28 protein-coding genes are annotated in these 23,516 nt (G+C 44.2%); 24 read left to right on the forward strand and 4 right to left on the reverse strand.

From position 1 onward, the window contains the following. Positions 1 to 26 precede the first annotated feature (26 nt). The 13 genes from AC58UX_RS19590 to AC58UX_RS19650 all read left to right on the forward strand — a co-directional run bounded on the left by AC58UX_RS19590 (position 27) and on the right by AC58UX_RS19650 (position 11,503). Positions 27 to 491 (forward strand): YlbF/YmcA family competence regulator, encoded by a 465-nt coding sequence (locus AC58UX_RS19590; protein WP_497255701.1) that lies wholly within the window; start codon positions 27 to 29, stop codon positions 489 to 491. 116 nt (positions 492 to 607) lie between these two features. Then, positions 608 to 1,342, forward strand: coding sequence for a phosphonate ABC transporter ATP-binding protein (locus AC58UX_RS19595; protein ID WP_497255703.1), 735 nt, complete (start codon positions 608 to 610; stop codon positions 1,340 to 1,342). Then, positions 1,339 to 1,827, forward strand: a complete 489-nt coding sequence (locus tag AC58UX_RS19600; RefSeq protein ID WP_497255705.1) for a low molecular weight protein-tyrosine-phosphatase — start codon at positions 1,339 to 1,341, stop codon at positions 1,825 to 1,827. Before AC58UX_RS19595 ends, AC58UX_RS19600 begins: the two co-directional genes overlap by 4 nt. Before the next feature lie 257 nt (positions 1,828 to 2,084). Beyond that, entirely contained in the window at positions 2,085 to 2,252 is a 168-nt protein-coding gene (locus tag AC58UX_RS19605; protein WP_497255707.1) for a hypothetical protein, read from the forward strand. Positions 2,253 to 2,366: 114 nt separating this feature from the next. Further along, positions 2,367 to 3,377 (forward strand): 2-oxoacid:acceptor oxidoreductase family protein, encoded by a 1,011-nt coding sequence (locus AC58UX_RS19610; protein WP_497255709.1) that lies wholly within the window; start codon positions 2,367 to 2,369, stop codon positions 3,375 to 3,377. A gap of 34 nt (positions 3,378 to 3,411) precedes the next feature. After that, on the forward strand, positions 3,412 to 5,715 hold the full coding sequence (locus AC58UX_RS19615; protein WP_497255711.1) for a thiamine pyrophosphate-dependent enzyme: 2,304 nt from the start codon (positions 3,412 to 3,414) through the stop codon (positions 5,713 to 5,715). Positions 5,716 to 5,785: 70 nt separating this feature from the next. After that, positions 5,786 to 6,082, forward strand: a complete 297-nt coding sequence (locus tag AC58UX_RS19620; RefSeq protein ID WP_497255713.1) for a hypothetical protein — start codon at positions 5,786 to 5,788, stop codon at positions 6,080 to 6,082. Positions 6,083 to 6,223: 141 nt separating this feature from the next. Beyond that, positions 6,224 to 7,183, forward strand: a complete 960-nt coding sequence (locus AC58UX_RS19625; protein WP_497255715.1) for a C40 family peptidase — start codon at positions 6,224 to 6,226, stop codon at positions 7,181 to 7,183. Between the two features lie 108 nt (positions 7,184 to 7,291). Further along, positions 7,292 to 7,885, forward strand: a complete 594-nt coding sequence (locus AC58UX_RS19630) for a ribonuclease H-like YkuK family protein (protein ID WP_497255717.1) — start codon at positions 7,292 to 7,294, stop codon at positions 7,883 to 7,885. Positions 7,886 to 8,048: 163 nt separating this feature from the next. Further along, entirely contained in the window at positions 8,049 to 8,555 is a 507-nt protein-coding gene (locus AC58UX_RS19635; protein WP_497255719.1) for an ADP-heptose synthase, read from the forward strand. A gap of 24 nt (positions 8,556 to 8,579) precedes the next feature. Further along, on the forward strand, positions 8,580 to 9,599 hold the full coding sequence (locus AC58UX_RS19640; RefSeq protein ID WP_497255721.1) for a phosphotransferase: 1,020 nt from the start codon (positions 8,580 to 8,582) through the stop codon (positions 9,597 to 9,599). An 89-nt stretch (positions 9,600 to 9,688) separates the two neighbouring features. Beyond that, positions 9,689 to 10,678, forward strand: coding sequence for an L-glyceraldehyde 3-phosphate reductase (gene mgrA, locus AC58UX_RS19645; protein WP_497255723.1), 990 nt, complete (start codon positions 9,689 to 9,691; stop codon positions 10,676 to 10,678). A gap of 141 nt (positions 10,679 to 10,819) precedes the next feature. Beyond that, on the forward strand, positions 10,820 to 11,503 hold the full coding sequence (locus tag AC58UX_RS19650; RefSeq protein WP_497255725.1) for a YjgB family protein: 684 nt from the start codon (positions 10,820 to 10,822) through the stop codon (positions 11,501 to 11,503). Between the two features lie 57 nt (positions 11,504 to 11,560). Here AC58UX_RS19650 and xerS read toward each other — a convergent pair whose 3' ends face one another. Then, positions 11,561 to 12,643 carry a tyrosine recombinase XerS gene (gene xerS / locus AC58UX_RS19655; protein ID WP_497255727.1) on the reverse strand — a complete coding sequence of 361 codons (1,083 nt, stop codon included), beginning with the start codon at positions 12,641 to 12,643 and terminating at the stop codon, positions 11,561 to 11,563. Between the two features lie 153 nt (positions 12,644 to 12,796). Between xerS and sigV the strand changes: the two genes are divergently transcribed. Genes sigV through AC58UX_RS19675 form a run of 4 tightly spaced genes read left to right on the forward strand, consistent with a single transcriptional unit; the run spans position 12,797 to position 14,785 of the window. Then, positions 12,797 to 13,306 (forward strand): RNA polymerase sigma factor SigV, encoded by a 510-nt coding sequence (gene sigV / locus AC58UX_RS19660; protein WP_497255729.1) that lies wholly within the window; start codon positions 12,797 to 12,799, stop codon positions 13,304 to 13,306. A gap of 2 nt (positions 13,307 to 13,308) precedes the next feature. Further along, a complete protein-coding gene (gene rsiV / locus AC58UX_RS19665; protein ID WP_497255731.1) occupies positions 13,309 to 14,193 on the forward strand; it encodes an anti-sigma-V factor RsiV in 885 nt (294 codons plus the stop codon). A 59-nt stretch (positions 14,194 to 14,252) separates the two neighbouring features. After that, positions 14,253 to 14,492: a hypothetical protein gene (locus AC58UX_RS19670; protein WP_497255733.1), complete on the forward strand. Its 240-nt coding sequence runs from the start codon at positions 14,253 to 14,255 to the stop codon at positions 14,490 to 14,492. Between the two features lie 32 nt (positions 14,493 to 14,524). Next, entirely contained in the window at positions 14,525 to 14,785 is a 261-nt protein-coding gene (locus AC58UX_RS19675; RefSeq protein WP_497255735.1) for a DUF3892 domain-containing protein, read from the forward strand. Between the two features lie 106 nt (positions 14,786 to 14,891). On the opposite strand, the gene AC58UX_RS19680 is transcribed toward AC58UX_RS19675, so the two are convergent. Together AC58UX_RS19680 and AC58UX_RS19685 are read right to left on the reverse strand one after the other, a co-directional pair. Continuing rightward, positions 14,892 to 15,176 carry a hypothetical protein gene (locus tag AC58UX_RS19680; RefSeq protein WP_497255737.1) on the reverse strand — a complete coding sequence of 95 codons (285 nt, stop codon included), beginning with the start codon at positions 15,174 to 15,176 and terminating at the stop codon, positions 14,892 to 14,894. A 91-nt stretch (positions 15,177 to 15,267) separates the two neighbouring features. Further along, positions 15,268 to 16,119, reverse strand: a complete 852-nt coding sequence (locus tag AC58UX_RS19685) for a helix-turn-helix domain-containing protein (RefSeq protein WP_497255739.1) — start codon at positions 16,117 to 16,119, stop codon at positions 15,268 to 15,270. A 161-nt stretch (positions 16,120 to 16,280) separates the two neighbouring features. Here AC58UX_RS19685 and AC58UX_RS19690 point away from each other — a divergent pair, with 161 nt between their 5' ends. The 5 genes from AC58UX_RS19690 (at position 16,281) to AC58UX_RS19710 (ending at position 20,273) form a co-directional block, all read left to right on the forward strand. Next, the gene (locus AC58UX_RS19690; protein ID WP_497255741.1) at positions 16,281 to 17,480 is read left to right on the forward strand and encodes an MFS transporter; all 1,200 of its coding nucleotides are present in this window, start codon (positions 16,281 to 16,283) and stop codon (positions 17,478 to 17,480) included. A gap of 159 nt (positions 17,481 to 17,639) precedes the next feature. Beyond that, positions 17,640 to 17,843, forward strand: coding sequence for a YwbE family protein (locus tag AC58UX_RS19695; protein WP_497255956.1), 204 nt, complete (start codon positions 17,640 to 17,642; stop codon positions 17,841 to 17,843). A 23-nt stretch (positions 17,844 to 17,866) separates the two neighbouring features. Next, on the forward strand, positions 17,867 to 18,118 hold the full coding sequence (locus AC58UX_RS19700) for a YolD-like family protein (protein ID WP_497255743.1): 252 nt from the start codon (positions 17,867 to 17,869) through the stop codon (positions 18,116 to 18,118). Between the two features lie 222 nt (positions 18,119 to 18,340). Next, a complete protein-coding gene (locus tag AC58UX_RS19705; RefSeq protein WP_497255745.1) occupies positions 18,341 to 19,264 on the forward strand; it encodes a tyrosine-type recombinase/integrase in 924 nt (307 codons plus the stop codon). An 85-nt stretch (positions 19,265 to 19,349) separates the two neighbouring features. Next, on the forward strand, positions 19,350 to 20,273 hold the full coding sequence (locus tag AC58UX_RS19710) for a S66 peptidase family protein (protein WP_497255747.1): 924 nt from the start codon (positions 19,350 to 19,352) through the stop codon (positions 20,271 to 20,273). Between the two features lie 46 nt (positions 20,274 to 20,319). Here the strand turns inward: AC58UX_RS19710 and AC58UX_RS19715 are convergent, their stop codons facing one another. Beyond that, the gene (locus AC58UX_RS19715) at positions 20,320 to 20,946 is read right to left on the reverse strand and encodes a C40 family peptidase (protein WP_497255749.1); all 627 of its coding nucleotides are present in this window, start codon (positions 20,944 to 20,946) and stop codon (positions 20,320 to 20,322) included. Positions 20,947 to 21,260: 314 nt separating this feature from the next. Here AC58UX_RS19715 and AC58UX_RS19720 point away from each other — a divergent pair, with 314 nt between their 5' ends. Continuing rightward, entirely contained in the window at positions 21,261 to 22,052 is a 792-nt protein-coding gene (locus AC58UX_RS19720; RefSeq protein ID WP_497255751.1) for an ABC transporter ATP-binding protein, read from the forward strand. Between the two features lie 84 nt (positions 22,053 to 22,136). Further along, the gene (locus AC58UX_RS19725; protein WP_497255753.1) at positions 22,137 to 23,513 is read left to right on the forward strand and encodes an aspartate aminotransferase family protein; all 1,377 of its coding nucleotides are present in this window, start codon (positions 22,137 to 22,139) and stop codon (positions 23,511 to 23,513) included. Positions 23,514 to 23,516: the final 3 nt, after the last annotated feature.

Raw genomic sequence — 23,516 nt, forward strand, 5'->3', positions numbered from 1 at the left:
CAGAATAAATAGGAGCGTGTTTAGAAATGTCCCATTGTGATCATGCACATGATGATAACCAGCCTCATGCATTTAAAGTTGAGGAATTTACGAATACAGAAATGATCGTTCGCGAAGATATCTTGGCAAAAGCGAAGGAATTAGCTGATTTGCTAACAACTTCCAATGAAGTTCAGTTCTATCAAAAAGCGGAAAAGCAAATTGCAACGAATCCTGATATTCAAACCATCATTAGTTCGATTAAGAAAAAGCAAAAAGAAATTGTTGCTTTTGAAACGTTCCAAAACAAGAAAATGGTAGAAAAGATCGAAAATGAAATCGAAGTTCTACAGGATGAATTAGATGGTATCCCAATCGTGAACGAGTTTAAGCAAACACAAGAAGATATCAATTACTTGCTGCAGCTTGTAATGTCCGTAGTTAGAGATACGATTTCGGAAAAAATTAATGTAGAAGCAGGCGCGGCAGAAGCGCCGTCTTCTTGCGATTAAGGTTAACTTGTAAAAGAGAAGGAAATCGCCCTCAGTGAGCAGATTATGGCTTGATTTGAGTGGCGATTTTTCCCAAATATCCTATTTCAAATGGTCTTACGTGAAGGAGAGTTGGCATGCTGACAGTTCGAAATCTAAGTAAAGTATTTCCTCCGGACAATCAGGTATTATCGCAAATTAGCTTTCAAGCAGATGCAGGCGAATTTATCGCGGTGATTGGCAGTAGTGGAAGCGGGAAAACAACGTTGCTTCGCTGCATAGCCCATCAAGAAAAATGGACTAGCGGTCAGCTCATTTATAACTCGAATGATATTACGAAGCCAGGTCCTTGGGATCGTTTTAAATTAGGGAAAGACTTCGCTTACTTAGAAGAAAAGCCTGTGCTGAATCGGAATAAAAGCGCTGTCAAAAATGTGTTGATGGGAAGAGTGTATCAAGCACCACTTCGGATGGTTACAGGCTTATCATCAAGAGACGAAAAAATAGACAGCATGGATTTCTTAGAGAAAGTGGGCCTTTTGGATAAAGGAGAAAAAAAGGTAGGTCAACTCAGTGGCGGCGAACAGCAACGTGTTGCGATTGCCAAAGCGTTGATTCTAGGACCAAAGGTACTTGTAGCCGATGAGCCTGTTTCCGGACTTGATCCGAAGTCTACGGAGTACATTCTGCAAGATTTAAAATCGTTGTGCAAAGACCGGAACATGACTGTCATTGCAACGTTACATAAAGTAGAGCTGGCGGAACGATTTGCTACACGTATTTGGGGAGTGTCAGAAGGTAGAATTGTACTGGATATTCCTGCTAGACCGCTTACCTTAAATGAAAAAATGCTTGTCTTTGGTCAAATATGATACAGGTCTTATTCGTTTGCTTAGGTAATATTTGTCGCTCGCCCATGGCGGAGGCTGTGTTTCGCCATCAAGTCAAGGATGCCGGACTGGAGGATGTCATTGCTATTGACTCTGCAGGTACAGGAGATTGGCATATCGGTCATCCACCGCATCAAGGCACAAGGGAAATTCTAGATCGTCATCAGATCGGTTATGAAGGTATGAAAGCTAGGCAAGTACGTCCGGATGATTTCCACCAATTTACGTATATCATTGCGATGGATGAGAGTAATGTTGTGAATCTAGGTGCATTTGCTCCTGAATTTGCAGGTGATGAGAAGCGCGCATCGATTCATAAATTGTTGGATTTCTCAGGGAATCATTCACATACTGACGTACCGGACCCCTATTATACCGGGAAATTTCAAGAAGTGTATGAAATGGTGGAGGAAAGTTGCAGCCGATTGCTCGCATACATTGTTGAGAAGGAAAGATTAGCTCCATAGGCTTTATTGAAATTACAGCAGGCTAGAAGAGAGAAAGCTCTCATTTGGCTTGCTGTTTTTTTAATTATTCGACAATTTTTGAATTTGTTCTACACGTTCTTACATGCGGAATTTCAATCTGTTGTTTTGGCTTAGATGAAGGCTAAAGATTTCATAAAGACATATGGTCACAAGCGCATGAAGCACGGTATAATATAGAAAACATGATTTGCAAACGTTTACAATTTTGGGGGATTTGTAGCCGAGGAGAGATGTGAATGCGTACGTGCTCACAGGTTTGCGGTGTAGTGTTTAATCCGATTGAAGACGATTATGTAGACGTTTGTGAGGATTGTGAGGAACGACAGCATGAGGCTGAAGCTGACCCGGAGACTTTATGTTTTTATTTAGGAAAGTGTGGTCTAATCACGGATTATTTGCTCTAAATGGCTAGTATGAAAAAAAGGTTGATTACCAGCCATTTCTTGTTACAATAATAATAGATTTACTATTCACGCTATTCATTCTTTATGCAGTTCATTTTTGAAAGGAGACCAAGCATGGTAACTTTACCTAAATTGAACGATCTCGGTTTTTTCGAGATAAGACTGGAATCCATCGGCGGTCTAGGCGCGAATCTAGCGGGTAAGATGCTGGCAGAAGCAGGAGTCGTTGGTGTTGGATTGAACGGTGTCAGTTTCTCTTCCTACGGATCTGAGAAGAAAGGATCAGCAGTAAAAGCACATATTCGATTTTGTGACATGGATACGAAGATTCGGGATACATCACCCGTTGAACGGCCGCATGTTGTAGGTGTTTTTCATGAATCACTTTCCAAAACTGTAAACGTTATCAGTGGCATTTATGAAGATAGTACTGTGTTGGTGAACTCGACCAAAACACCTGATGAGCTGAAGGAGAAAATGAAGCTCAGAGGGGGAACAATCGCTGTTATTGATGCAATTGGGATTGCGCTCGAAGAGAAAAATCGCGTTAATATGGCGATGCTAGGTGCGATGTTCCGATTGTGTGATTTTCTGGATCCAGACGTCATGCGCGGTGTCATTCGGAAATCGTTAGAAAAGAAGTACCCGCTTGCCGTAGCGCCAGCGTTACGTACCTTTGATCGCGGCTTCAATGAAGTGGTCTTTCAAACGTATGCGCTTCCAGAAGGGGAGTCGATGCCAGACTTTGTTCGGTACGATACACCGGTTCTGGGCTTTGCTACACAGCCAATCGGGGGAGTCGTTACGAATCCCGGTAATAGTATTCTCAAGGATTTGAGCATATCCCGCGCAGGGATGATGCCGCATTTTCATGAAGATAAATGCATTCATTGCGCATCATGCGATAATGTTTGCCCTGACTTTTGTTTTGTGTGGGATGAGCTCCCTGACAAAAAGGGGCGCCCGCAAATGTTCCTGCAAGGCATTGACTATCAGTATTGTAAAGGTTGCCTTAAATGTGTACAGGCTTGTCCAACCGATGCGCTCTCCAGTGAGCGGGAAGAAGATGGTTATGCAGACATAAATCGCATGCCTCATCGATTCAATCTAGCTATAAACTCTTAGAGAGTATTTATGGGAGAAGGGTGGAACTACTCGCATGTCCATTGATATCAAGCAGGAATTCGGGCTAGCCAAAGTCGAGCAGCGTATCGTGTATGAATCAGGAAATGAAATGGCGGCCTATGCGGCACACCAGATTAATTATCATATCATGGGATACTTTCCGATATCACCATCAACGGAAGTAGCTCAGTTTCTAGACCTCATGAAGTCCAATGGACAGCATGATATTGTGTTAATCCCTGCCGACGGCGAACATGGTTCAGCAGGCATATGTTATGGCGCTTCAACTGCTGGCGGCCGCGTATTTAACGCGACAAGCGCCAACGGTTATTTGTACATGTTGGAACAAATGCCGGTGCAATCGGGAACGCGTTTTCCGATGGTTCTGAATTTGGTTTGTCGCTCTGTATCCGGCCCATTGAATATTCATGGCGATCATTCGGATTTATATTACGCCTTGAATACAGGATGGCCGATCGTCATGTGTCGTGACCCGCAAGCCGTTTATGACATGAATATTATGGCGCTTAAGTTAGCTGAGGATCCAGAGGTGCGTCTGCCCGTCATGGTCGCTTCCGACGGTTATTTCACCTCTCACCAAAAGCGCAGAGTGCAGACCTTCGCACACCGGGCTGATGTGCAAGCATTCGTAGGTGAGAAGCCACAGGGCTTCCCAGATACTTTAGATCGTAATAATCCGATTACGGTTGGACCGTATATGAATGAACCGGATTATATCAATAACTGCTACCAGCAGTCTGTGGCCATGTATAATGCTGAAGGCGTGTATGATCGCATTCGGCAAGAATATGCCGATTTGACGGGGCGTGACTATCCGATTCTTGAGCTATATCGGATGGATGACGCGGAAGTCGCGGTATTCCTGATGAATTCGGCTTCCGAAATCATCAAGGATGTCGTCGACCAGCTCCGCGCGAAGGGCATTAAAGCAGGTTCGATCGCACCGAACCTGATCCGACCTTTCCCAGCGCAGCGAATCGCAGAAGCGCTGAAGAATGTGAAGGCGATAACGGTAGGCGATCGCGCTGATTCTTATGGCGGACATGGCGGCAACATGGTCAACGAAATTAAAGCGGCACTGTTCACCCATGGGAACAGAGATACGCTTGTCATAAGCCGAATCTATGGCTTAGGTGGCAAAGACTTTTATGCCGAGGATGGGCATAATCTGTTCCAATTCGCCATTGACGCGATGGAGAGCGGCAAGGTGGACGTTCCTTTCGATTACTACGGCCACACGCCGGGTGATCCTTCGAAGGCGCCGAAGCGGGTATTGACGCCGATGAAGTATGAGGATTTGAACACGGGGCTTATTACGGTTACACCGGATGAGAATACGGGGAAGCTGAATGTGCGTATTCCGCCACTCCGTTCCTTAACGAAGAAGCCGAAACGAATTGCTCCTGGACATGGAGCATGTCCTGGCTGCGGTATTTTCTCGGGACTGGAGCTGTTCTTTAAGGGGATCGAAGGCGACATTGTTTCCATTTTTCACACAGGCTGTGCGATGGTTGTAACGACAGGGTATCCGTATTCAGCTCATAAAGCTACGTATATCCACAATCTCTTCCAGAATGGGGCAGCAACGCTGTCAGGCGTGGTTGAGATGTTCTGGGAGCGCAAACGTCGCGGAGAGTTAGATCACCTGGGGTTGAAGGATGATTTCACTTTCGTCATGATTACAGGCGATGGCGGTATGGATATTGGGATGGGGCCAGCTATTGGGGCGGCATTACGCAATCATAAAATGATTATTCTCGAGTACGATAACGAAGGTTATATGAACACAGGGGCACAGCTGTCCTACTCAACGCCGATGGGACATCGAACATCTACGTCCAACGTTGGGAAACATCAAGGTGGGAAAGTATTCCATCATAAGGATACTGCGCAAATTATGGCCGCGACACACATTCCGTATGTATTTACCGGGTCAGAGGCGTATCCGCAGGATCTGGTGAAGAAAGCAGCGAAGGCACAATGGTATGCCCAGCATGAGGGGCTAGTTTACGGCAAAATCCTCATTGCATGTCCGCTGAATTGGTTGTCGGACGATCAAGAAGGCTCGAACATCGTTGGTGCTGCGGTTGACTCTTGTTTCTTCCCGCTCTATGAGGTAGAACATGGCGTCACGACAATCACCTACAATCCTGAGGATAAGAGCAAGAAGATTCCATTATCCGACTGGTTGAAAACGATGGGGAAAACGAAGCATCTCACTAAACCCGAATATGAGGGATCGTTGAAATCCTTCGAGACTGAAGTAGAGCGTCGTTGGAACATGTTGAAAGCGAAGCATGAGAACGCGTATTTGTAAGTAAGCAAACAAACGAAGGCACATTCCCCCTCGTGGTGAATGTGCCTTTCATATTGGAGGTCGAAAGGAAATGCCATTTGTTTTACAGCATACAAAAACCGAACAAATCTACACATGCACGCTCGTTAATCATTATAATTTAGCTTATTACGGTGTGAAGTTTTGGCAGGAGGAGGAGGAAGCGAATGAGCAGGCTGCTCATTTTTTAGCATCACAATCGGTGAGTGATCCGAGCAATTGGACTATTATCGAATTGGAAGAAAATGAGATGAAAATAGGGAATGTAAAGCTAAAAAACTCATCACACATGCAGTTATTTTGGTCATCTCTAACACGTAAAGCTGAAGCTCGAAAGTTGGAAAATTAAGCCACGGCGTCAATAGGCTAATCGCCATACACCTTTTGGCAATAATCCCTACCATTCACCTATTTTCGTGCATGACCCCCACAAACTATAATAAGGATACGATTGAAATATTTAACATCATATGGGATGGGTGGAAAGACGATGAGAAAGTGGACAACGGTGATTGCCGTATTGATGGTAGCTTGTACAATTATTCTACCCAAAGCAACGCAAGCTGAGGAAGGCGTCACGACGAAGGCGCAAATCGTTGCAGGTGTAAGCTTTCGAGATCAACCGTCAACCTCGAGTAATGTGCTGCGCATGTTGAAAACGAACGAAGTTGTAACCGTGACCGATTATACAACGGTAAATTGGTTTCAAATTAAGGATGCGCAAGGTGTTAAAGGTTACGTATCAACGAGCAGTAAATACATAACGATTGTCAGCAATGCAGAAATCATTTACGGCGTTAATTTTCGTACGCTGCCATCCTCAGACGCAAGTTCAGGTTCTAAGGTGATTCGAATGCTGAGCAAAGGGGAAGAAGTACTTGTTACGGATAAGGTCAATGACAGCTGGTATAAAGTGAAAGATGCTAACGGTGTCAGTGGCTATATGAGCAGCAGCAGTAAATACATAACAACAGATTTCTCGGTAATTAAACCAAATATGCCTGTAGCGGATGAAATCGAAGCCGTGATCGACGCGGGAGAAAAGTACTTGGGAACTCCGTATGAATTTGGTTCCGACCGTAATGACCCTTCCACATTCGATTGCTCTGACTTTGTACAAACGATGTTCTGGGATGCGCTTCGACTATCCTTGCCAAGTGATTCTGCTGCGCAAGGCAGCTACGTGAGAGCATTGGGACTGATTGTGAAGGATTGGACAAAATTGAAGCGCGGGGATCTGCTATTTTTTAGCAGCTATAAAGGCTCCAAAGCTTCTGATTACGATGGAATCAATGTATTAACAGAACCGATTACGCATGTGGGCTTGTACTTAGGCAACGGCCAAATGCTGCATACGTATTCCGTTGAATCAGGCGGCGTTCGCGTCGATACGATTGATGGCAAGCAGTGGGAAAACCGCTTTTTGTACGGTGGTTCTGTTTTAAAATAAGTTGATGGTTCGAACAGGCAAGGTTTGCCATATACTATAGAAGAGGCGGGTGCTGCCTTGAGCATCCGCCTTTTTCTACAGTCTAAGGAGAAAGGGAGAGCCTTATCTGTGAAACCTTCGACGATGAACCATCCATTGGAATTTAGGAACACAACGGAAAGAGGACTTAACCTGGATACCGTGCACGAGCGTATTCTTCATTTCATGCGTCTTGATCCTGTGGCGACCTATAAGTTCATTATTGGTACGGACTGTCAAGTGCACACGGGTCATACGAAATTCATTACTGGTGTAGTGATTCAGCGGCTTGGGAAAGGAGCGTGGGCATGTTATCGTCAAGTTATCGTACCTAGAGCCCTTCACTCAATTAAAGAAAAGCTTTCCATGGAAACCTCATTAAGTGAAGAGATTGCGATGTTTTTTGACGAGAACAAACGTTCAGATATGGAAAATATAGTGCTTCCTCATCTTTATCAAGGAGCCACGTTCGATATGTTCATTCATATTGATGCCGGCGATGATGAGAATCGAAATCGGACGGCAAAATTCGTCCAAGAGATGGTCAGACGTGTGGAATCGGTAGGGATGGTTCCGGTCATTAAACCCGATTGTTATGTCGCATCCGCGTATGCGAATCGCTTTTCTAAGAAACCATTTCGCCCCCAGTACGAGGACCACGAGGTGTTTGATGGCAGTTTATAATCAGCTTAGAGAACCGTTAGCTCAATGGTCAAAGCGATCGAAGGAGCTAACGGTTTTTATTTACACATAGATCTAGGATGTGCATTCGTGCTTTAAAAAAGGATTTCCGAGCTTTCTAGCGAAGTAGTGCAGAATGATGATTGTAGCATTAGGGGGGAAATCCATGAGCCAAACGTTTATAATCGAAGCTGTGATGTTAGCCGTGCATGGCCAGCTCATGCTGCCATCAAAGCCTGTGACTTATATCATTCCATATACGACCATACAAGAGCTGTATGAGCTGCACAGCAGTCCTGAACCGATCATGTTAGAACATGAGGATGACGGTTTTGTTAAACAAATGATAGGGGAGCTCATAGCGTTTTTTGAGGAATCTTTTAACAAGAAGAAAATAGAAAAAGCATTGTCCATGCCATGGGGCAAAAGCCCGCCGTTACCGATTAATGAGCATGTGACACTGAAAATCGTTTATGCGATTGATAATGAAGCGTATGGGGATCAATTTGACCCGATCGAAACGGAACTTATATTAACGGCGATTAAGGAGCAAGCTGTGCTGCTAACGGACCAGTTTGATTTTATAGAGCGGTTAGTGGAGTTTTCTATCCCTGTTGAGGCATTTGATGTGGAGGATTTTGAGTTCGCGGTAGAAGGTGACCATCAAGTATAAGAAGAGGAGCTGAGTCTGAGCATTATGCGAGTTATTGATCAAGAGGAACAATTAGCGTTACTTCCCGCCAATTGGTTTCCGTCTCAAACATGGACACTTCGTGTTGGTGCAGGCGGGATGAATAACACGACACGCTTCGTCGAAGTCGATGATCGAACGTATGTTCTGCGGTTGTATGAAACGCACCGGGACCGGAACAAAATAAAGTTTGAGCATAGCGTCTTACTTCAATTAGCTGAGTTGAAAGGTGAGCTTCCCTTTGAAATCCCTATGCCTCTTGAGCTGCCAACGGGAGGCACTGTGGTGACGTTAGGGGAGGATGGCGGCAAGCTCGCTGCCTTATTTACATATACGGAAGGCCATAATCCAATTGAATTGGGTTTGTCTCAACTTCAAGACATGGGGAAAGCGGTAGGTCAACTATCCGCAAGCTTAGCTAGACTTTCTATTAGCAGCAAGCCTGAATATGCCCCTTATTATGAAATTGAACATATTCACCCTAGCTGTAATCCGAAGGCGATTCGGATGTTTGCGCTGCAGCCTCCCGAACCGTTCAAGGCTCAGAAGGATGAACTTGCTTATATATTTGATCGCTATATGGCCATTTATGCTGCAATTCCTTCGATTCGCCAGCTGCCGCACCAGCTCGTTCATGGTGATATTAATGGCTCTAACATGCTGGTGGACGACGAGGGGCAATTGGCGGCCATTCTCGATTTTGAATTTGTTACGATCGATGCGCGAGTCATGGAGCTTGCAGTATGCTTATCGGATTTAGTCGATCCCACCTTGGCGGAAGAGCGACTCAAGGCGAATAGCAGCGCTTTCTATGAAGGATATCGTCATTTTGTCCGATTGTCTGAGGAAGAGATAAGTATTTTACCCTTGTTAATCGAGCTGCGTCGGTTGGACGTGTTTATTCATTTTTTGGGTCGATACTTAGATGGGGTGGATCCACAAGGTGTGTTGGTCGATATTATTCGAAATACGTACGAGAAAACGAAATGGCTGCAAGAGCACAATGCCTTGCTTCGATTCAACTAGTACATAGGATACAGGATTCTTGTGAAAACTTTAGTGAATACATAAGATCATTAGTTAAGCTGTTTTTTGAAATTTAAAGGAGGACAATCATGGTCTATCAGGCTAGTCAAACTCGTTACGCAGAAATGAAATATAACCGTACAGGGAAGTCAGGGCTAAAGCTTCCGGCTATTTCTTTGGGCATGTGGCACAATTTCGGTGGCTTAGATTTGCACGAGAACGGGAGAGCGATGCTGCTTCGTTCCTTTGATTTGGGAATCACGCATTTTGATTTGGCGAACAATTATGGACCGCCGCCTGGTTCTGCAGAGGAATTGATGGGGCGTGTGCTCAAGAGTGACCTTGGCGCCTATCGGGATGAGTTAATTATCTCGACGAAGGCAGGCTATTATATGTGGGAAGGGCCTTATGGTGAGTGGGGCTCCAAGAAAAATATGGTGTCCAGCTTAGATCAGAGCTTAAAAAGAATGGGTCTTGATTATGTTGATATATTCTACTCACACCGACCAGACCCGAATACGCCGTTCGAAGAAACGATGGCGACACTGGATTTAGTTGTTCGTCAAGGTAAAGCACTCTACGTTGGTCTTTCCAACTATACTGCTGAGCAAACGAAAGAAGCGGCAGGTATTTTGAAGCGCTTGGGTACACCAATGCTCATTCACCAGCCAGCCTACAGCATGATGAATCGCTGGATCGAAGATGGCTTGCAGGACGTATTGGATGATTTCGGTGCCGGCAGTATTGCGTTCTGTCCACTAGCTCAAGGCTTGCTAACGAATAAATATGTGAACGGCATCCCAGCGGATTCGAGAGCTAGCGGTAAGAGCGTATTCTTGAAGGAGAAGGATATTACAGAAGAGAAGCTGAACCAAATCATCCAGCTGAACGAATTGGCTAGCTCACGCGGCCAAAGCTTGGCTCAAATGTCACTGGCATGGGTGCTCCGCGGTGAGCGCGTTACTTCAGCGTTGATCGGGGCAAGCCGTGTATCTCAAATCGAGGAAAACGTAGCAGCATTGAAAAATCTGGAGTTTGCTCCGGAAGAGCTAGCCGCAATTGATAAAATCCTGAAGTAGTCTTCAGGAATACATTGAATTATTTGAAGCAAAATAAACCATAGGGGATCATTCCCTTATGGTTTGTTTTTATTTAATTGCAACCTTTGATGTGGGATGATCGTTAGTAAACTGTAACTAAAATAGATCGAGGTGACTGATATGAAAAAATACAATCGAAAAACAACCATATATACGCTACTGCTGTCGACTATGCTCATGGTAACGGCATGTTCTTCAACACCAGAACCGGCGTCGAATACGACGACCTCAAGTCCAAGTCCAAGTCCAAGTTCTAGTTCGTCACCGAGCCCATCCGTTACGCCTGCATCGACTCCCGTGGCTAGTCCATCTGCGAATCCTTCTGTGGCTCCTACTTCACCGGTGCCTTCGTCTTCCACAAGTGCTAGCGCAGTATCGAAGCAAATTAAGGATATGTTTGAACTGGCTAAACTCGGTAAAGTTAGTGGCATTACGTTTGCAGCAAAGACTGGACTGATTGACGATGTCGAGAAATCGTGGGGGAAGGCAGACAAGAAAGAATCAGCGGGTAGTGGGATTTATGCAACGTACTCAAAGAAAAATGCTGTTGTTGGCTTTAACAAGGGAAGTCAAATCATTGATATTCGCTCCAATGATCCACAATTGCATTCGTTGACGTTAAGTCAGATTGAACAAGCATTAGGTAAACCGTCTGACACTAAAGTAAATGGGGATGATACGATTTATATTTACCAAGCTTCGCAAGTGTTTCAACTTAAATTTATTATTCCAAAATCCACAGGAAAAGTAGATCATATTTCTGTTTTTGATACGGTAGATTCTATTAATAATATGGCTAATTAATAAGCAAAAAAACTTATCCAAATGGATAAGCTAAAATAAAGCCAAACTCGTATAAAATCAGGATTCCGCGCGTCGATCAATCGCTTCAGACATCGTGCGATCCGTAAGATGCGCATAGATTTGCGTAGTTTCCGGTGAAGCGTGGCCGAGCTGCTCTTGAGTTTTGTACAAGTCGTTCTGTAAGTAATAATCGGTGGCGAAGGAATGTCGCAGTTTATGTACAGATAAATATGGCTTGCCAAAGCGTTTGGCATATTTGATTACAAGTTCTTGAATCGCACGCTTCGTCATACGTTCGCCTTCTTTTTTGCCGTTCGCCATGGCAATGAAGAGGGCTTTTTCTTTTTTCGCTGGCTTGTATCGCGAATTGCGAATAGCTAGGTAGTCAGTTAGGGCTTGGATCGCGTCGAGACGAAAATAGACCGGCGTTTTGAAGGTGTCGTCGTTTTTACCTTTTCGATACACGTGGGCGAGCTTCATTTTCAAATCAATATCATCGGCGTTCAGGTTGAACACTTCAGAAACACGTAACCCTGAATTCAGGATGAGTGTTACGATGCAGGCATCCCTGACTTTATTTATCTCATAAGCGTAAAGCGCCTGTTTATTCTTTGCTACATCATGCGCATAGCCTTCCTTCACATACGCAATGAACTCCACGATTTCTTCCTCTTGCAACAGCTTGCCCTCGAGCTTCGCCGCGCTGTCTTTAGCTTTGTGTGAACGCTTAATTTCCACTTTCGCCATCACATTCCGCTTAAGAAGCGGGTAGAAGTTGTCATCCTCTGCAATTTGACTCAAGTAATGAAATAAGGAGCGAAGCGCGGAGAGCTTGCGATTAATTGTTGTTTTACCATTAGCTTGTACTTTACGGGTAGCAAGGAACATGCGAAAATTGTTGATGCTGTCCATATGCAGCTTCTCTAAATCCTCAAGAGGAACCTGATTCATGACGGTCGCTGTACTTAAGCCCTCTGCAAGCAGCCAGGACAGGAATATTTCATAATCACGTACATATTCAAGCAGCGATGATGGCGAGAGGTCTGGCAGCTTATAATTGATAAATTTCTCAATATACCACGGCATGGAAGGAACGCGCCGATCTAATTCATGACGATCTTTAACTTTAATAATATTCATGGTTGTTCACCTCATAAGCGTCTTGCTGTTAGTATACCAGTGGAGATGTGGAATTGGTAGATATGGCCATCAAACTATTTGGCACCCTGATACGTCTTAGCTACGACAAGATTAGTTCTTAAAACCGCGCGGTAAAAGGAGCGTCATCACGACATGAGTATGAATAGTAAGCTGGAAAATGAATTAATTACGTGCATAACGGAGCACAAGGAGAACGTATATCGACTTGCTTACAGTTATGTGAAAAATCAAGAGGATGCACTCGACATTGTGCAAGAGGCGATTCAGAAGGCTTTTGCAGCTTCAGGTTCCTTGAAAAACAATGCGTCCATCAAAAGCTGGTTTTACCGAATTGTCGTCAACACCTCCTTGGATTTCCTGAGAAAACATAAGAAGCTTACGGTGATGGATGATGTAACGATGGAAGCAATCACGCCAGGCAGTGAAGATGCCTATACGAATATTGATTTAGAACGAGCGCTAGAGGATTTGCCGACGATGTATCGCAGCGTTATCACGCTCCGCTATTTTGAAGATTTGAAAATTGATGAAATCGCTGAAGTGTTAAAGGAAAATACGAGCACGATTAAGACGCGGCTCTACCAAGCACTTAAGCTTTTACGGATTAAAATGAACGATGATAAGCTAGTGGAGGTAAACTAACCATGGATGAGAAATTAGAGCAAATGAAACAAAACTATATGGACATTCCTATCCCTGCGGAACTCGATTTCATTGTTAATCAAGCGATAAAGCAGCACAGAAGAAAGCCGAAAACGCATTTGAAGTGGATGACGGCGGTAGCGGCAGCAGCTATCGTACTTGTCGCGGGTCTGAATACGAGCCCAGCGTTGGCTCAAACTTTATCCGAAATGCCCGTCGTTGGCAAATGGATGAAAGTCCTGACTTTTCGAGAATATCAGTATGATGATGGTGCTCGTCAAGCAAAAATAGAAGTGCCTGTGATTATGAATATGGAAAATAAGGTGCTTGAGGAATCCTTAAATGAGAAGTATTTGGAGGAAAGTAAAAAGCTCTACACGGACTTTATGGTGGATGTTGAAAAAATGAAAGCAAGTGGCTTAGAGGGACATTTGGGCGTGGATAGCGGCTATATCGTCAAAACGGATAATGAACAGATTTTCGCGGTAGGCAGATATGTAGTCAATACAGCGGCTTCTTCGTCGACAACTTTTCAATACGATACGATTGATAAAAAGAATCAACTGCTCATCACTTTGCCGAGCTTGTTTAAGGATGAAGGCTATATTCAAGTTATAAGTGAGAATATTAAGGCACAAATGAAGCAACGAATGCTAGATGACCCTTCAAAAGTTTACTGGGTAGAAGGGGTGCCGAATCAGGTGAATTTTGCTTTTAAAACGATCAAAAAAGATCAAAGTTTCTATATCAATAAGGATGGCAAACTTGTCATTGTGTTTCAGAAATATGAGGTTACACCTGGCTACATGGGAGTTCCTGAATTCATTATTCCGACTAACCTGCTGACGGATCTGTTGAGCACGCATGCTTATCTTTTGCCCGAATAAAATTGGACTTCGTTGCCTACATTAATTGGGTATGCAAAACTTCAGCTGGGGGTATTACCATGCCGCAACAAAAGGAACTTGGTTTAGCGCAAATCAAAGATGTAGCCCAAAAAGCAGAGCAAGCTGCGGAGCAAACGCTTCAAGTTGCTCAGCAAATTTATTCACAAGCTACGGCAGCAGCACTTACTGAGGCAGAGCAGCACGTACAGGATCTTCAAAATCAAATCAAGCAAGCACAGCAGAAAACAGAAGAACTGAAGCAGGAAATGCAATCACAGAGTGAGTCTTCCCAGTCATAGATGTTGTAGTTATAGAAACGGAGGAATTCTAAATGCCGCGACGTCGAAGTGGTCCACATTCCATTGATCCCAATAAAGCGATGATTCAATCCGTTCATTATGAAGATGGGAGTATCCAAGCGGTACAATTCCAAAATGGGCAAGTCGTGGATGTACAGACTGCGATTGAAATGACCGAAGCTGATTTAATCGAAGATGCGAATACAGGGGTGAATCGAAAGGGAGAGAAAACCTTGCGTTCGTATCCGGATGGGGATCCAAGTAATAATCTATCGAATTTACCGCGGTTTTGAAGTTGTTTGGTTCATTAGCTGTTTACCATGGTTTGGTGGTAAGCAGCTTTTTGCATGTGAAAAAAAGCTGCTGAGTGGACTCAGCAGCTTTGAATGCGTTTGCACATTATTTTTTAAAATAGCCTCCGACATAATGATAGACGACGCCAAGAGCACCGAGATAGTACGCGATTTTCAGTAGGAAATCGCTATGATCTAGCGGCATCATGTTGGAAAGCAAGAATAAAGGGAAAACAAAGTACAATAGGTCTTTCAAGTAAGATGTAACCGTAGCGCCGGAGAACGTTCCTGCTGCAAACGATTTGAACAAATCTACTACAAAGCTAAGACCCATGACCCCTAAGACAAGCCACATTGCATAAAGCATTAAACCCGATAGTGTAAGTGCCATGTCTGATTCACCTCCACATACGAAGATTTGCTTTCAATCTATCATATGCAGCAATGTGACAAGTCGTGCCAAGTAGGCGCAAATTTTTACGCTAGGTATGCATGGTATTGCGAAAAATAAGAGGGGACACGCCGACATATTTTTTAAATATACGTGAGAAGTAGAACACATCCTTGTAACCTAGTGAGTCGGCAATTTCTTTGACGGAATTGGTTGTATTCAACAAAATATTTTTGGCTTCAGCCATTTTCATTCTGTGCATATACGTATTTAGCGGATATCCAGAATATTCGCTGACGATTCTGCGAAGGGTAGAAAGAGAGATGTGATGGCGTTTCGCGATACTTTGCGCATCAAATGGCTGATATAACGAATCGCTGAGCTCCTCGATGAGATTAATGAATTGCTGCTTCTTCGTCGATTCCATTGTTGCCTCGGCTCGTTGGATAAATTCAAATAACAGTGACTCCACAAGCAGTGCAGCCCGATCTATATTAGCGGGAATTCCGCTTTCCAGTCCGATGAAAATACGCTCAATCCGATTATGCTGTGCAGCATCTTCATGCCCAACCTGTTTCACCTGATCTAGCTCAGTGAGCCAGCTGTTTTGCCATTCCTTTATGCGGCTGCCTTCAAGTGTGAAATAGTACTCGTCCCAGTATCCGCCTGGCTCAGGTCCATAGTGATACACATGATTCGGAAGGAAGAAGAAGAGGCTGCCGCTTTCAACGCGTTGAACAGGCCCGTCATTGACACGGAAAGTTCCGCTGCCCCCTGAAATATAAACAGCCGCAAAGCTTTCGAATTTGGCATGACTTCTATATAGAATACGCCCAGGTAAATGTCCAACATAGAGAATACGTAGGGTTTGTATCTTTAATTTACTGGCGTCAATGGGTAAAGTGATGATTCGAAGTGGATAAGGACTTATCGTATCGTCCATGAACCTAGGCATAACATACATTCCTTCCGTGCTTGCTCCGTGGTATGATGATGAAAGTTAAAACGCATTAACTTTCGTTGTTGCTATCTATTATAAGGGAGAAACCATCCTTCGTAACCTATTTTACCAAAATTTCGTTTAGAAAGTGAGCACAACATGACATGACATCCGCGCTAAAACGATTATTATGGATGAGCGTAAGCTCTGGCATTATTTTTAACTATATGGGTATTTTTATAAACCTGTTTATCTGGGAAAAGGGCAATTCCATCTTTGACGTGGCTTGGTTCAATCTTATTATGTTTTTGGCGTGGGGCGTTGCCTTTATGTACGGCGCGAATCTCTTATCCAAGTACACGATTGGCACGGTGATGCGTATTGCTGCCCTCGGTGCGGGAATCACGTTTATCATGCTTTCATGGGTGCATTTTGAACCTAAAATTCTGTACATTACTTTAATCGCTGTCCCCGTTGGACTTACGAATGGCTTATACGGCTCAGCGCAAAATATGGGCATCTCTCTCTTCGGGAAGGGGAGGGAGTTTACCGCTTTTTTCTCCACAATCAATGTTATGGGTCAGTTGATTTCATTTCTAAATCCATTGCTATTCGCGGTTATTATTAAATGGTTGGGATTTACCGCTTCCTTCTTCATTATGTTCATTTTTATTGGGCTTATGATATTTACTTCTTATTACGTGCCGACCATTTCCTTAAAAGATGCCAAAGAACCTGTGTTTCGGAGGTTTGGCTTGCGCCACGTATTCACAACACCTCGTCTAAAATGGATGATTCCATCCCTGGTGGCAGGCGGATTTTTCATACAGTTTCAGGGGATATTCTCGCTGATCTTTACCTTTTCAGTCACACAAGATAAGCTGAAAATCGCTATGCTGCAAATCATGTACACCTCGTTCACTATCGCGTGTGTATTCATTTATCGCCGGTTTAGTCGGACACGACAAATCAGTGATAACAAATGGCTAACCTTTGGCATGGGGGCCGCGGCGGTTGGTTTCTTGCTCGCGCTTTTCCCGTCCCCTTTGATTCTAATTCTGTCCAACATACTTACGACAATAGGCATGTTCTTTTTCCTTACGATATGGAGCTCCAGGCAATTTCTGGCCACCTATCCCTTAGATCCGCTACATCAAACACGCGTGATGGTTTGGCGGGAGCTCATCCTTGTTATCTCTCGGATGTTTTTGTTGGCACTGATCCTCGGCATTCAGGATTTCGATGGATTCGTATTCAAGGCTGTTATGATCTTTAGCTTTTCAAGCGCGTTGTTAATCCCTTATTTTGCTCGAAAAAGTGATGACGCAGTTGAAAAGACTTCATTAAAAGGCGTGGAATCTTAGGATTAACGCTTTTTTTGTTCGGGAATTAATTTTATGTAATTAATAATTAATGATATTAATTATTTTTTTGGTGATAATAAGTCCCCCGTGATGGGGTTGATGGACAAACTATGGTATAATAAATCACATTATGGCATGAAAGCAGGCGACATACGCAGCATGAATGGACAAAATCGGAAAGATGTAGTACCCGGTAAAGAAGTGAATATCGTGTTAAAACAAGATCAACGCAGCGGAAAGCTTACACGCGGGATCGTGAAGGATTTATTAACGAACTCACCAACACATCCTCATGGTATAAAAGTAAGACTCACAGATGGCCAAGTCGGTCGTGTGAAGGAAATCATTACGCCGTCCAATTGACGGATCATGGAGGAGAATGGTGTATGGCAAAGGCGAAAGTGGCAAAACGGCCAACGCGAGATGAGTTTGTACTAGAAGAAATCGGGAACCAATTGTCGGAAGCAAAGATGGAAAATTCCGAGATCGTGCTAACCGTATGGGGACGTGAAGAGCTGGTGCGCGGCACGATCGCAACGATGGATTCACGTACAGGCAGAGTACATATGGAATGCAACGGAGAGATCGATAAGGTTCCATTTATGGATATTATGAAGGTGGAGTATCCGCGAGATTAGATTTATAAATATTTCAATAATTGACCGAAAGAATCGACAACAGTTTCTGATACTGCGGAGATTTCTGGTCTTTCGGAAGCTGAAGCTCAGAAACTGAAAAATGAGATTCACTAAGTTATTTCCAGACCGTTCTACAATAAGGGCGGTCTTTATTAACACCCAAAAATTGCACTAAATCTATATTTAACGCAATTTAGCTTGTGACGGACGGAGATTGACAACATGGACACTAGTTTTGCTTATGATGACGAGTATTTGGAGCTTTTTGATTCCTGGATGAAGGACCAGGGATTTACGAAACGAACACAGCAAGCCTACCTTGGCGATGTTCGTTTATTTCTGTCGAGCCTCGGAGAGAAGGTCTTGCCTACGCTCGAGGCGATTGACATTATGCGGTTCCTGACGAGGATGCGTCAGGGAGGGGCAGGGGATGCGGCGAGGAATCGGTACCTCTCGTCGATCCGTACTTTTTTTGCAGCACTCGTAGAGCTGCAGATTGTTGTGAACAACCCGTCGATCAACGTGAAGAAATCGAAGGTGGAAAAGAATCCAGTTCCAACCTTTCTGAGCGAGGAACTGCTTGCTGTATTTTTGCAATCCATTGAAGGAAAATACCAGATTCGCAATGTGGCGATGTTTCTGCTGATGAGCTATGCCGGCCTGCGGGTCAGTGAACTTCACCGATTGAATATGTCTGATTTCAATCGCGGTACGAATTCGTTGATGGTCCTAGGCAAAGGACGCAAGTGGCGTGTGATCCCGCTTCCAGGCGAAATCGTTCAAGTGCTCGAGCGTGCGCTGGAAGAGCGTATGGAAGCGAGGAGTGGGGCGGAGCAGCCATTTTTTGTATCGCAATTTGGACGGCGCATAAGTATCCGAATGATTCAAACGATTGCCGAGAAGCATTTCGGCCAATTAAAGGGGCAGTATATCGAGCTGCAAGGCAAATCGTTTTCCAGCCATAAGCTGCGGCATACGTTTGCGACGATGCAAGTATTAGCAGGGACGGATATCCGAACCTTGCAAGAGCTGCTTGGACATTCGAGCATCCAAACCACACAAATTTATACGCACGTGGGGGATAAGCAAAAGCAAGATGCAATGAATCGCGTGTCAGCGTTCATTCCTACTGGCATGAGGATCTAAGTGGTCTAATATGTAAAGTTTATGCATATAAGGCAACATAGAGAGAATCCAGTTCACTAAGCTATCGTGGGTAGGAGGCAAAATAATGGCAATTCGGCCCCCCTTATTACAAAGTGGAGATACAATAGGTATTGTAACGCTAGGAAGTCCACTGGACGCAAGCACGATCGATGCACGAATTCAAACGCTTGAGAATATGGGCTTTCAGGTGATCGTAGGGAAATACACGTATGCCTACGGGGGGATCGTTGCTGCTACTGCCGGGCAACGAGCAGACGACCTCATGTCTATGTTTAGAAATCCGAATGTGAACATGATTCTGCCCACAAGAGGTGGAACAGGGGTCAAGGATATTTTGCCTCTTTTGGACTTTCCCCTTATCAATAGCAATCCCAAAATCGTAACTGGCTACAGTGATATTACGATTTTATTAAATATCCTCTACCAATTTGCCAATCTCATTACATTTCAAAGCCTTTTGCTAATTGATTTTAAACCGGATACACCTGCTTATAACTTTGATCAATTTTATGCAGCGACTTCAACACTAGCGAGCCCGAGAATGATACAAAATCCACCAAGCCTACCACTAACCGGCCTCGTAAAAGGAATTGTCAGAGGCCGCATCGTCGGCGGAAATCTTACTTCGTTTGTAGGCACACTTGGAACGCCGTTCGAAGTGGATACAAAGGGGAAGATCATCGTCATCGAAGAGACGCATGAGCCAACCAATGCGATATATCGTTATTTGACACAACTCATTATGGCAGGCAAATTTCGGGATTGCGTCGGCATCGTGATGGGACAATGTACGAATTGTTCGGTTTCGTATTTTACCACCTATAATGATCTCATTGCCGGATTAATCGTTCCTTTAGGTAAACCGCTGATGACCAATCTGAGTACAGCTCATGGTTACTATAAAGCAGCGATCCCCATTGGGGCCATGGCTGAGCTCGATACGTATTCGAACAATTTTACTCTACTTGAGCCTACTGTGACAGGCTAAAGCTCAAAAAAAATAGCCGTCGGCAATAACCGCGGCTTTTCATTGGCTAGTTGATTAAACGGCGTGCTCCCCAATAATGAGCGTCATAGTAGGGAGTGCCAAATAAAGTGCTAATTTTAACTTCACGCGTACCCATCGTACCTGCCTGAAGAATCTGGTTATTGCCTAAATAAATAGCAACATGGGAAACGCCAGCGGTATAGGTTCCTTCTAAAAATACGAGATCTCCTTTACGAAGATTGTTTTTGTCTACAGGCGTTCCCATTTGACTTTGCAGGGCAGAGGAATGGAGCAAATTAAACCCGTTTTGATTAAATGCATATTGAACAAAGCCCGAACAATCAAAAGCCACATTCGGCGTGCTGCCGCCAAAAACATAAGGGACACCTAGCTGCTTCATTCCTGTTGCAATGATGGCGTCTGCTTTGACTTCCCAGCTAGTTTTTTGGACTTCTTTAACAGGAATTTTAATGATAACGCCTTCATAAATGTTATCCGCATTCACATTCGGATTTAGTGCGATTAGCTCGGAGAGAGACACTTTATATTTCTGTGAAATAGACCAGAACGTGTCGGAATCCGTAGCGACGTATGTAGTGGAAGTTGCCGCATTCGCAATACCCCCGAACAAGAGACTTGTTGCGACTACCGTTGTAAGAATCATCTTTTTCATCGTTGTCCTCCTAGATGTGGTTGATGTGGTTACTTTCACATTCTATCAAATTGCAGAAACAGAGAATATGAACAATATTTGGATAATAGAAAAATAGTGCATAATTAGTTTACATAACATTAGTTATGTAATATTCGACGAGACAAAAGCATTACATATCTGCCCCACATTTTACACAATGTCAAATGGCGGTTCTAATTTAGGAACACTCTGTATAATGAAAAATCGTAAATTCGTTATATAATATAACATATAGGGTTATTTATACTCACGGATACGTAACGTAATGGCAAGCATGAATGAGGAGGAACCCGATGTATTCAGACTTTTCCCGAAAGAAGGCGGAAATTTCGTTAGAAGGCGTCGGAATAGTGTTTGGGAAGAAAGGAAGACAAGTAACGGTTCTTCAAGACATCACCTTTGATGTAGGCCAGAATGAATTCGTCTCTATACTTGGGCCTTCAGGCTGTGGCAAATCAACGTTACTTCGACTAATGGCGGATCTCCTTCAGCCGTCTAGTGGTCAGATTATGATTCAGAAGGAACACCCCCAAGAGCTTCGGCTGCGCCGGAAGTTTGGCATCATTTCTCGAACGCCTAACTTAATCGAGTGGCGAACTGTGCGAGAGAATATCGAGCTGCCACTAGAGGATATGGGGCTTAGTCGCAGTTCCTTTCAGGAACGTATGGATCAACTGCTGGACACGGTTGGTTTAGCGAAGTTTAAAGATTATTACGCATGGCAGTTGAGTAGCGGAATGCAGATTCGAGTCGCCATAGCACGTGCGTTATCCCTCGATCCACCCATTTTATTCTTGGATGAACCGTTCTCCGCTTTAGACGCATTCACCAAGGACAAATTACAGCTTGATCTCCTTGAAATGAAGAAAAAAATGAACAAAACCATCGTTTATGTCACTCGCAGCATCACAGAAGCTGTATTCCTCTCCAATCGAATTATCGTATTATCCGCAAATCCAGGCCGTGTGCTTGCGATCCACCAAGTCCCTTTACCTGATCGAACGCTGCAAACGCGTGAAACCCCACTTTTTCATGAATTAACCGCATCTGTAAACCTGACTCTACCAAATGAAAATAATAGGTAAAGCTAGGGATGACAACCTCTTTTCACACATAGAAATATAGTATGGTTTGTGTGATTCTTGTTAGATCAACAGGAGGGACTACGTATGAGTGCTCAAGATGATATCGATCCAGTACTGACCAAAGAGGAGCTGCTAGAAAAAGATCGTAAATATGTGTGGCATCATATGACCGCGCACAATGAGAATCCGATGATCATCGCTGAAGGTAGGGGAAGCTGGGTAACGGATATAGACGGCAATCGTTATCTAGACGGCATGTCAGGATTATGGTGCGTGAATGTTGGTCACGGCAGAAGAGAAATTGCCGAAGCAGCAGCTGAGCAAATGATGAAAATCGCTTATGCAACGCTGGTTCAATCCCACATCCCGGCCATTGAATTAGCGGCGAAGTTGAATGAGTGGTTGGATGGCGAGTATCGCATTTTTTACTCCAACTCAGGATCGGATGCTAATGAAGTCGCGTTCAAAATTGCCAGGCAATATCATCATCAAAATGGCAAACCGAGCAAACATAAATTTATTTCGCGTCATCGCGCCTATCATGGAAATTCCATGGGGGCATTGGGAGCAACGGGCCAAGCTCAGCGTAAGTTGAAATATGAGCCGCTTGGTGTTGGCTTTCAGCATGTGCCTCCGCCTTATTGTTATCGCTGTCCGTTCGGACAGACGAAAGATACGTGCAGCCTACAATGTGCCAAAGCGATCGAAAACGCCATCATATGGGAGGGAGCCGATTCCGTTGCCGGTGTCATTCTGGAGCCAGTGATTACTGGCGGAGGCATGATTGTTCCGTCCGATGATTATTTACCGATGGTTAGGGAAATTTGTGATAAATACGATGTTTTGCTGATCGTAGATGAGGTCATTTGCGGTTTTGGCCGATCGGGCAAGCCCTTCGGTCATCAGAATTATGGAGTAAGACCGGACATCGTCACGATGGCCAAAGGCTTAACAAGCGCTTATTCACCGTTATCTGCAACCGCAGTATCGGCCGAATTATATGACTCTTTCAAGGAGAAAGAGGCGACAAGCCATTTTAGACATATCAATACGTTTGGTGGGAATCCCGTTTCATGTAAAGTGGCGTTAACGAATATCGAGATTCTCGAGCGAGAGGGTTTAGTTGAACGTTCGGCGGACATTGGGCAGGCGTTCAGGACGCGATTAGAACCTTTAAAGCAGCATCCACATGTCGGAGAAATACGAATTTTCGGTTCAGCAATGGGCATTGAGCTGGTGGAGGATAGGCAATCGAAGATTCCCGCTACGGTAGAACGGGTAACAGATATTATTCTGGCATGCAAAAGCAAGGGACTGCTCGTCGGTAAAAATGGGGACACCGTCCCTGGCTTCGCCAACATTGTGACGCTAAGTCCTCCATTATCCTCAACGGATGAAGATGTGAATTTTATTATCGAAACTCTATTGACGGTGTTTGGTATCGCGAAAGAGAAAGGATGATCG

The organism is Paenibacillus sp. J22P90 (genome assembly GCF_059692195.1).

Bases quoted from the DNA above. Each gene is read 5' to 3' on its own strand.
- AC58UX_RS19590 (WP_497255701.1), top strand. From the start codon at position 27: ATGTCCCATTGTGATCATGCACATGATGATAACCAGCCTCATGCATTT.
- AC58UX_RS19595 (WP_497255703.1), top strand. From the start codon at position 608: ATGCTGACAGTTCGAAATCTAAGTAAAGTATTTCCTCCGGACAATCAG.
- AC58UX_RS19600 (WP_497255705.1), top strand. From the start codon at position 1,339: ATGATACAGGTCTTATTCGTTTGCTTAGGTAATATTTGTCGCTCGCCC.
- AC58UX_RS19605 (WP_497255707.1), top strand. From the start codon at position 2,085: ATGCGTACGTGCTCACAGGTTTGCGGTGTAGTGTTTAATCCGATTGAA.
- AC58UX_RS19610 (WP_497255709.1), top strand. From the start codon at position 2,367: ATGGTAACTTTACCTAAATTGAACGATCTCGGTTTTTTCGAGATAAGA.
- AC58UX_RS19615 (WP_497255711.1), top strand. From the start codon at position 3,412: ATGTCCATTGATATCAAGCAGGAATTCGGGCTAGCCAAAGTCGAGCAG.
- AC58UX_RS19620 (WP_497255713.1), top strand. From the start codon at position 5,786: ATGCCATTTGTTTTACAGCATACAAAAACCGAACAAATCTACACATGC.
- AC58UX_RS19625 (WP_497255715.1), top strand. From the start codon at position 6,224: ATGAGAAAGTGGACAACGGTGATTGCCGTATTGATGGTAGCTTGTACA.
- AC58UX_RS19635 (WP_497255719.1), top strand. From the start codon at position 8,049: ATGAGCCAAACGTTTATAATCGAAGCTGTGATGTTAGCCGTGCATGGC.
- AC58UX_RS19640 (WP_497255721.1), top strand. From the start codon at position 8,580: ATGCGAGTTATTGATCAAGAGGAACAATTAGCGTTACTTCCCGCCAAT.
- mgrA (WP_497255723.1), top strand. From the start codon at position 9,689: ATGGTCTATCAGGCTAGTCAAACTCGTTACGCAGAAATGAAATATAAC.
- AC58UX_RS19650 (WP_497255725.1), top strand. From the start codon at position 10,820: ATGAAAAAATACAATCGAAAAACAACCATATATACGCTACTGCTGTCG.
- xerS (WP_497255727.1), bottom strand. From the start codon at position 12,643: ATGAATATTATTAAAGTTAAAGATCGTCATGAATTAGATCGGCGCGTT.
- sigV (WP_497255729.1), top strand. From the start codon at position 12,797: ATGAGTATGAATAGTAAGCTGGAAAATGAATTAATTACGTGCATAACG.
- rsiV (WP_497255731.1), top strand. From the start codon at position 13,309: ATGGATGAGAAATTAGAGCAAATGAAACAAAACTATATGGACATTCCT.
- AC58UX_RS19670 (WP_497255733.1), top strand. From the start codon at position 14,253: ATGCCGCAACAAAAGGAACTTGGTTTAGCGCAAATCAAAGATGTAGCC.
- AC58UX_RS19675 (WP_497255735.1), top strand. From the start codon at position 14,525: ATGCCGCGACGTCGAAGTGGTCCACATTCCATTGATCCCAATAAAGCG.
- AC58UX_RS19680 (WP_497255737.1), bottom strand. From the start codon at position 15,176: ATGGCACTTACACTATCGGGTTTAATGCTTTATGCAATGTGGCTTGTC.
- AC58UX_RS19685 (WP_497255739.1), bottom strand. From the start codon at position 16,119: ATGGACGATACGATAAGTCCTTATCCACTTCGAATCATCACTTTACCC.
- AC58UX_RS19690 (WP_497255741.1), top strand. From the start codon at position 16,281: ATGACATCCGCGCTAAAACGATTATTATGGATGAGCGTAAGCTCTGGC.
- AC58UX_RS19695 (WP_497255956.1), top strand. From the start codon at position 17,640: ATGAATGGACAAAATCGGAAAGATGTAGTACCCGGTAAAGAAGTGAAT.
- AC58UX_RS19700 (WP_497255743.1), top strand. From the start codon at position 17,867: ATGGCAAAGGCGAAAGTGGCAAAACGGCCAACGCGAGATGAGTTTGTA.
- AC58UX_RS19705 (WP_497255745.1), top strand. From the start codon at position 18,341: ATGGACACTAGTTTTGCTTATGATGACGAGTATTTGGAGCTTTTTGAT.
- AC58UX_RS19710 (WP_497255747.1), top strand. From the start codon at position 19,350: ATGGCAATTCGGCCCCCCTTATTACAAAGTGGAGATACAATAGGTATT.
- AC58UX_RS19715 (WP_497255749.1), bottom strand. From the start codon at position 20,946: ATGAAAAAGATGATTCTTACAACGGTAGTCGCAACAAGTCTCTTGTTC.
- AC58UX_RS19720 (WP_497255751.1), top strand. From the start codon at position 21,261: ATGTATTCAGACTTTTCCCGAAAGAAGGCGGAAATTTCGTTAGAAGGC.
- AC58UX_RS19725 (WP_497255753.1), top strand. From the start codon at position 22,137: ATGAGTGCTCAAGATGATATCGATCCAGTACTGACCAAAGAGGAGCTG.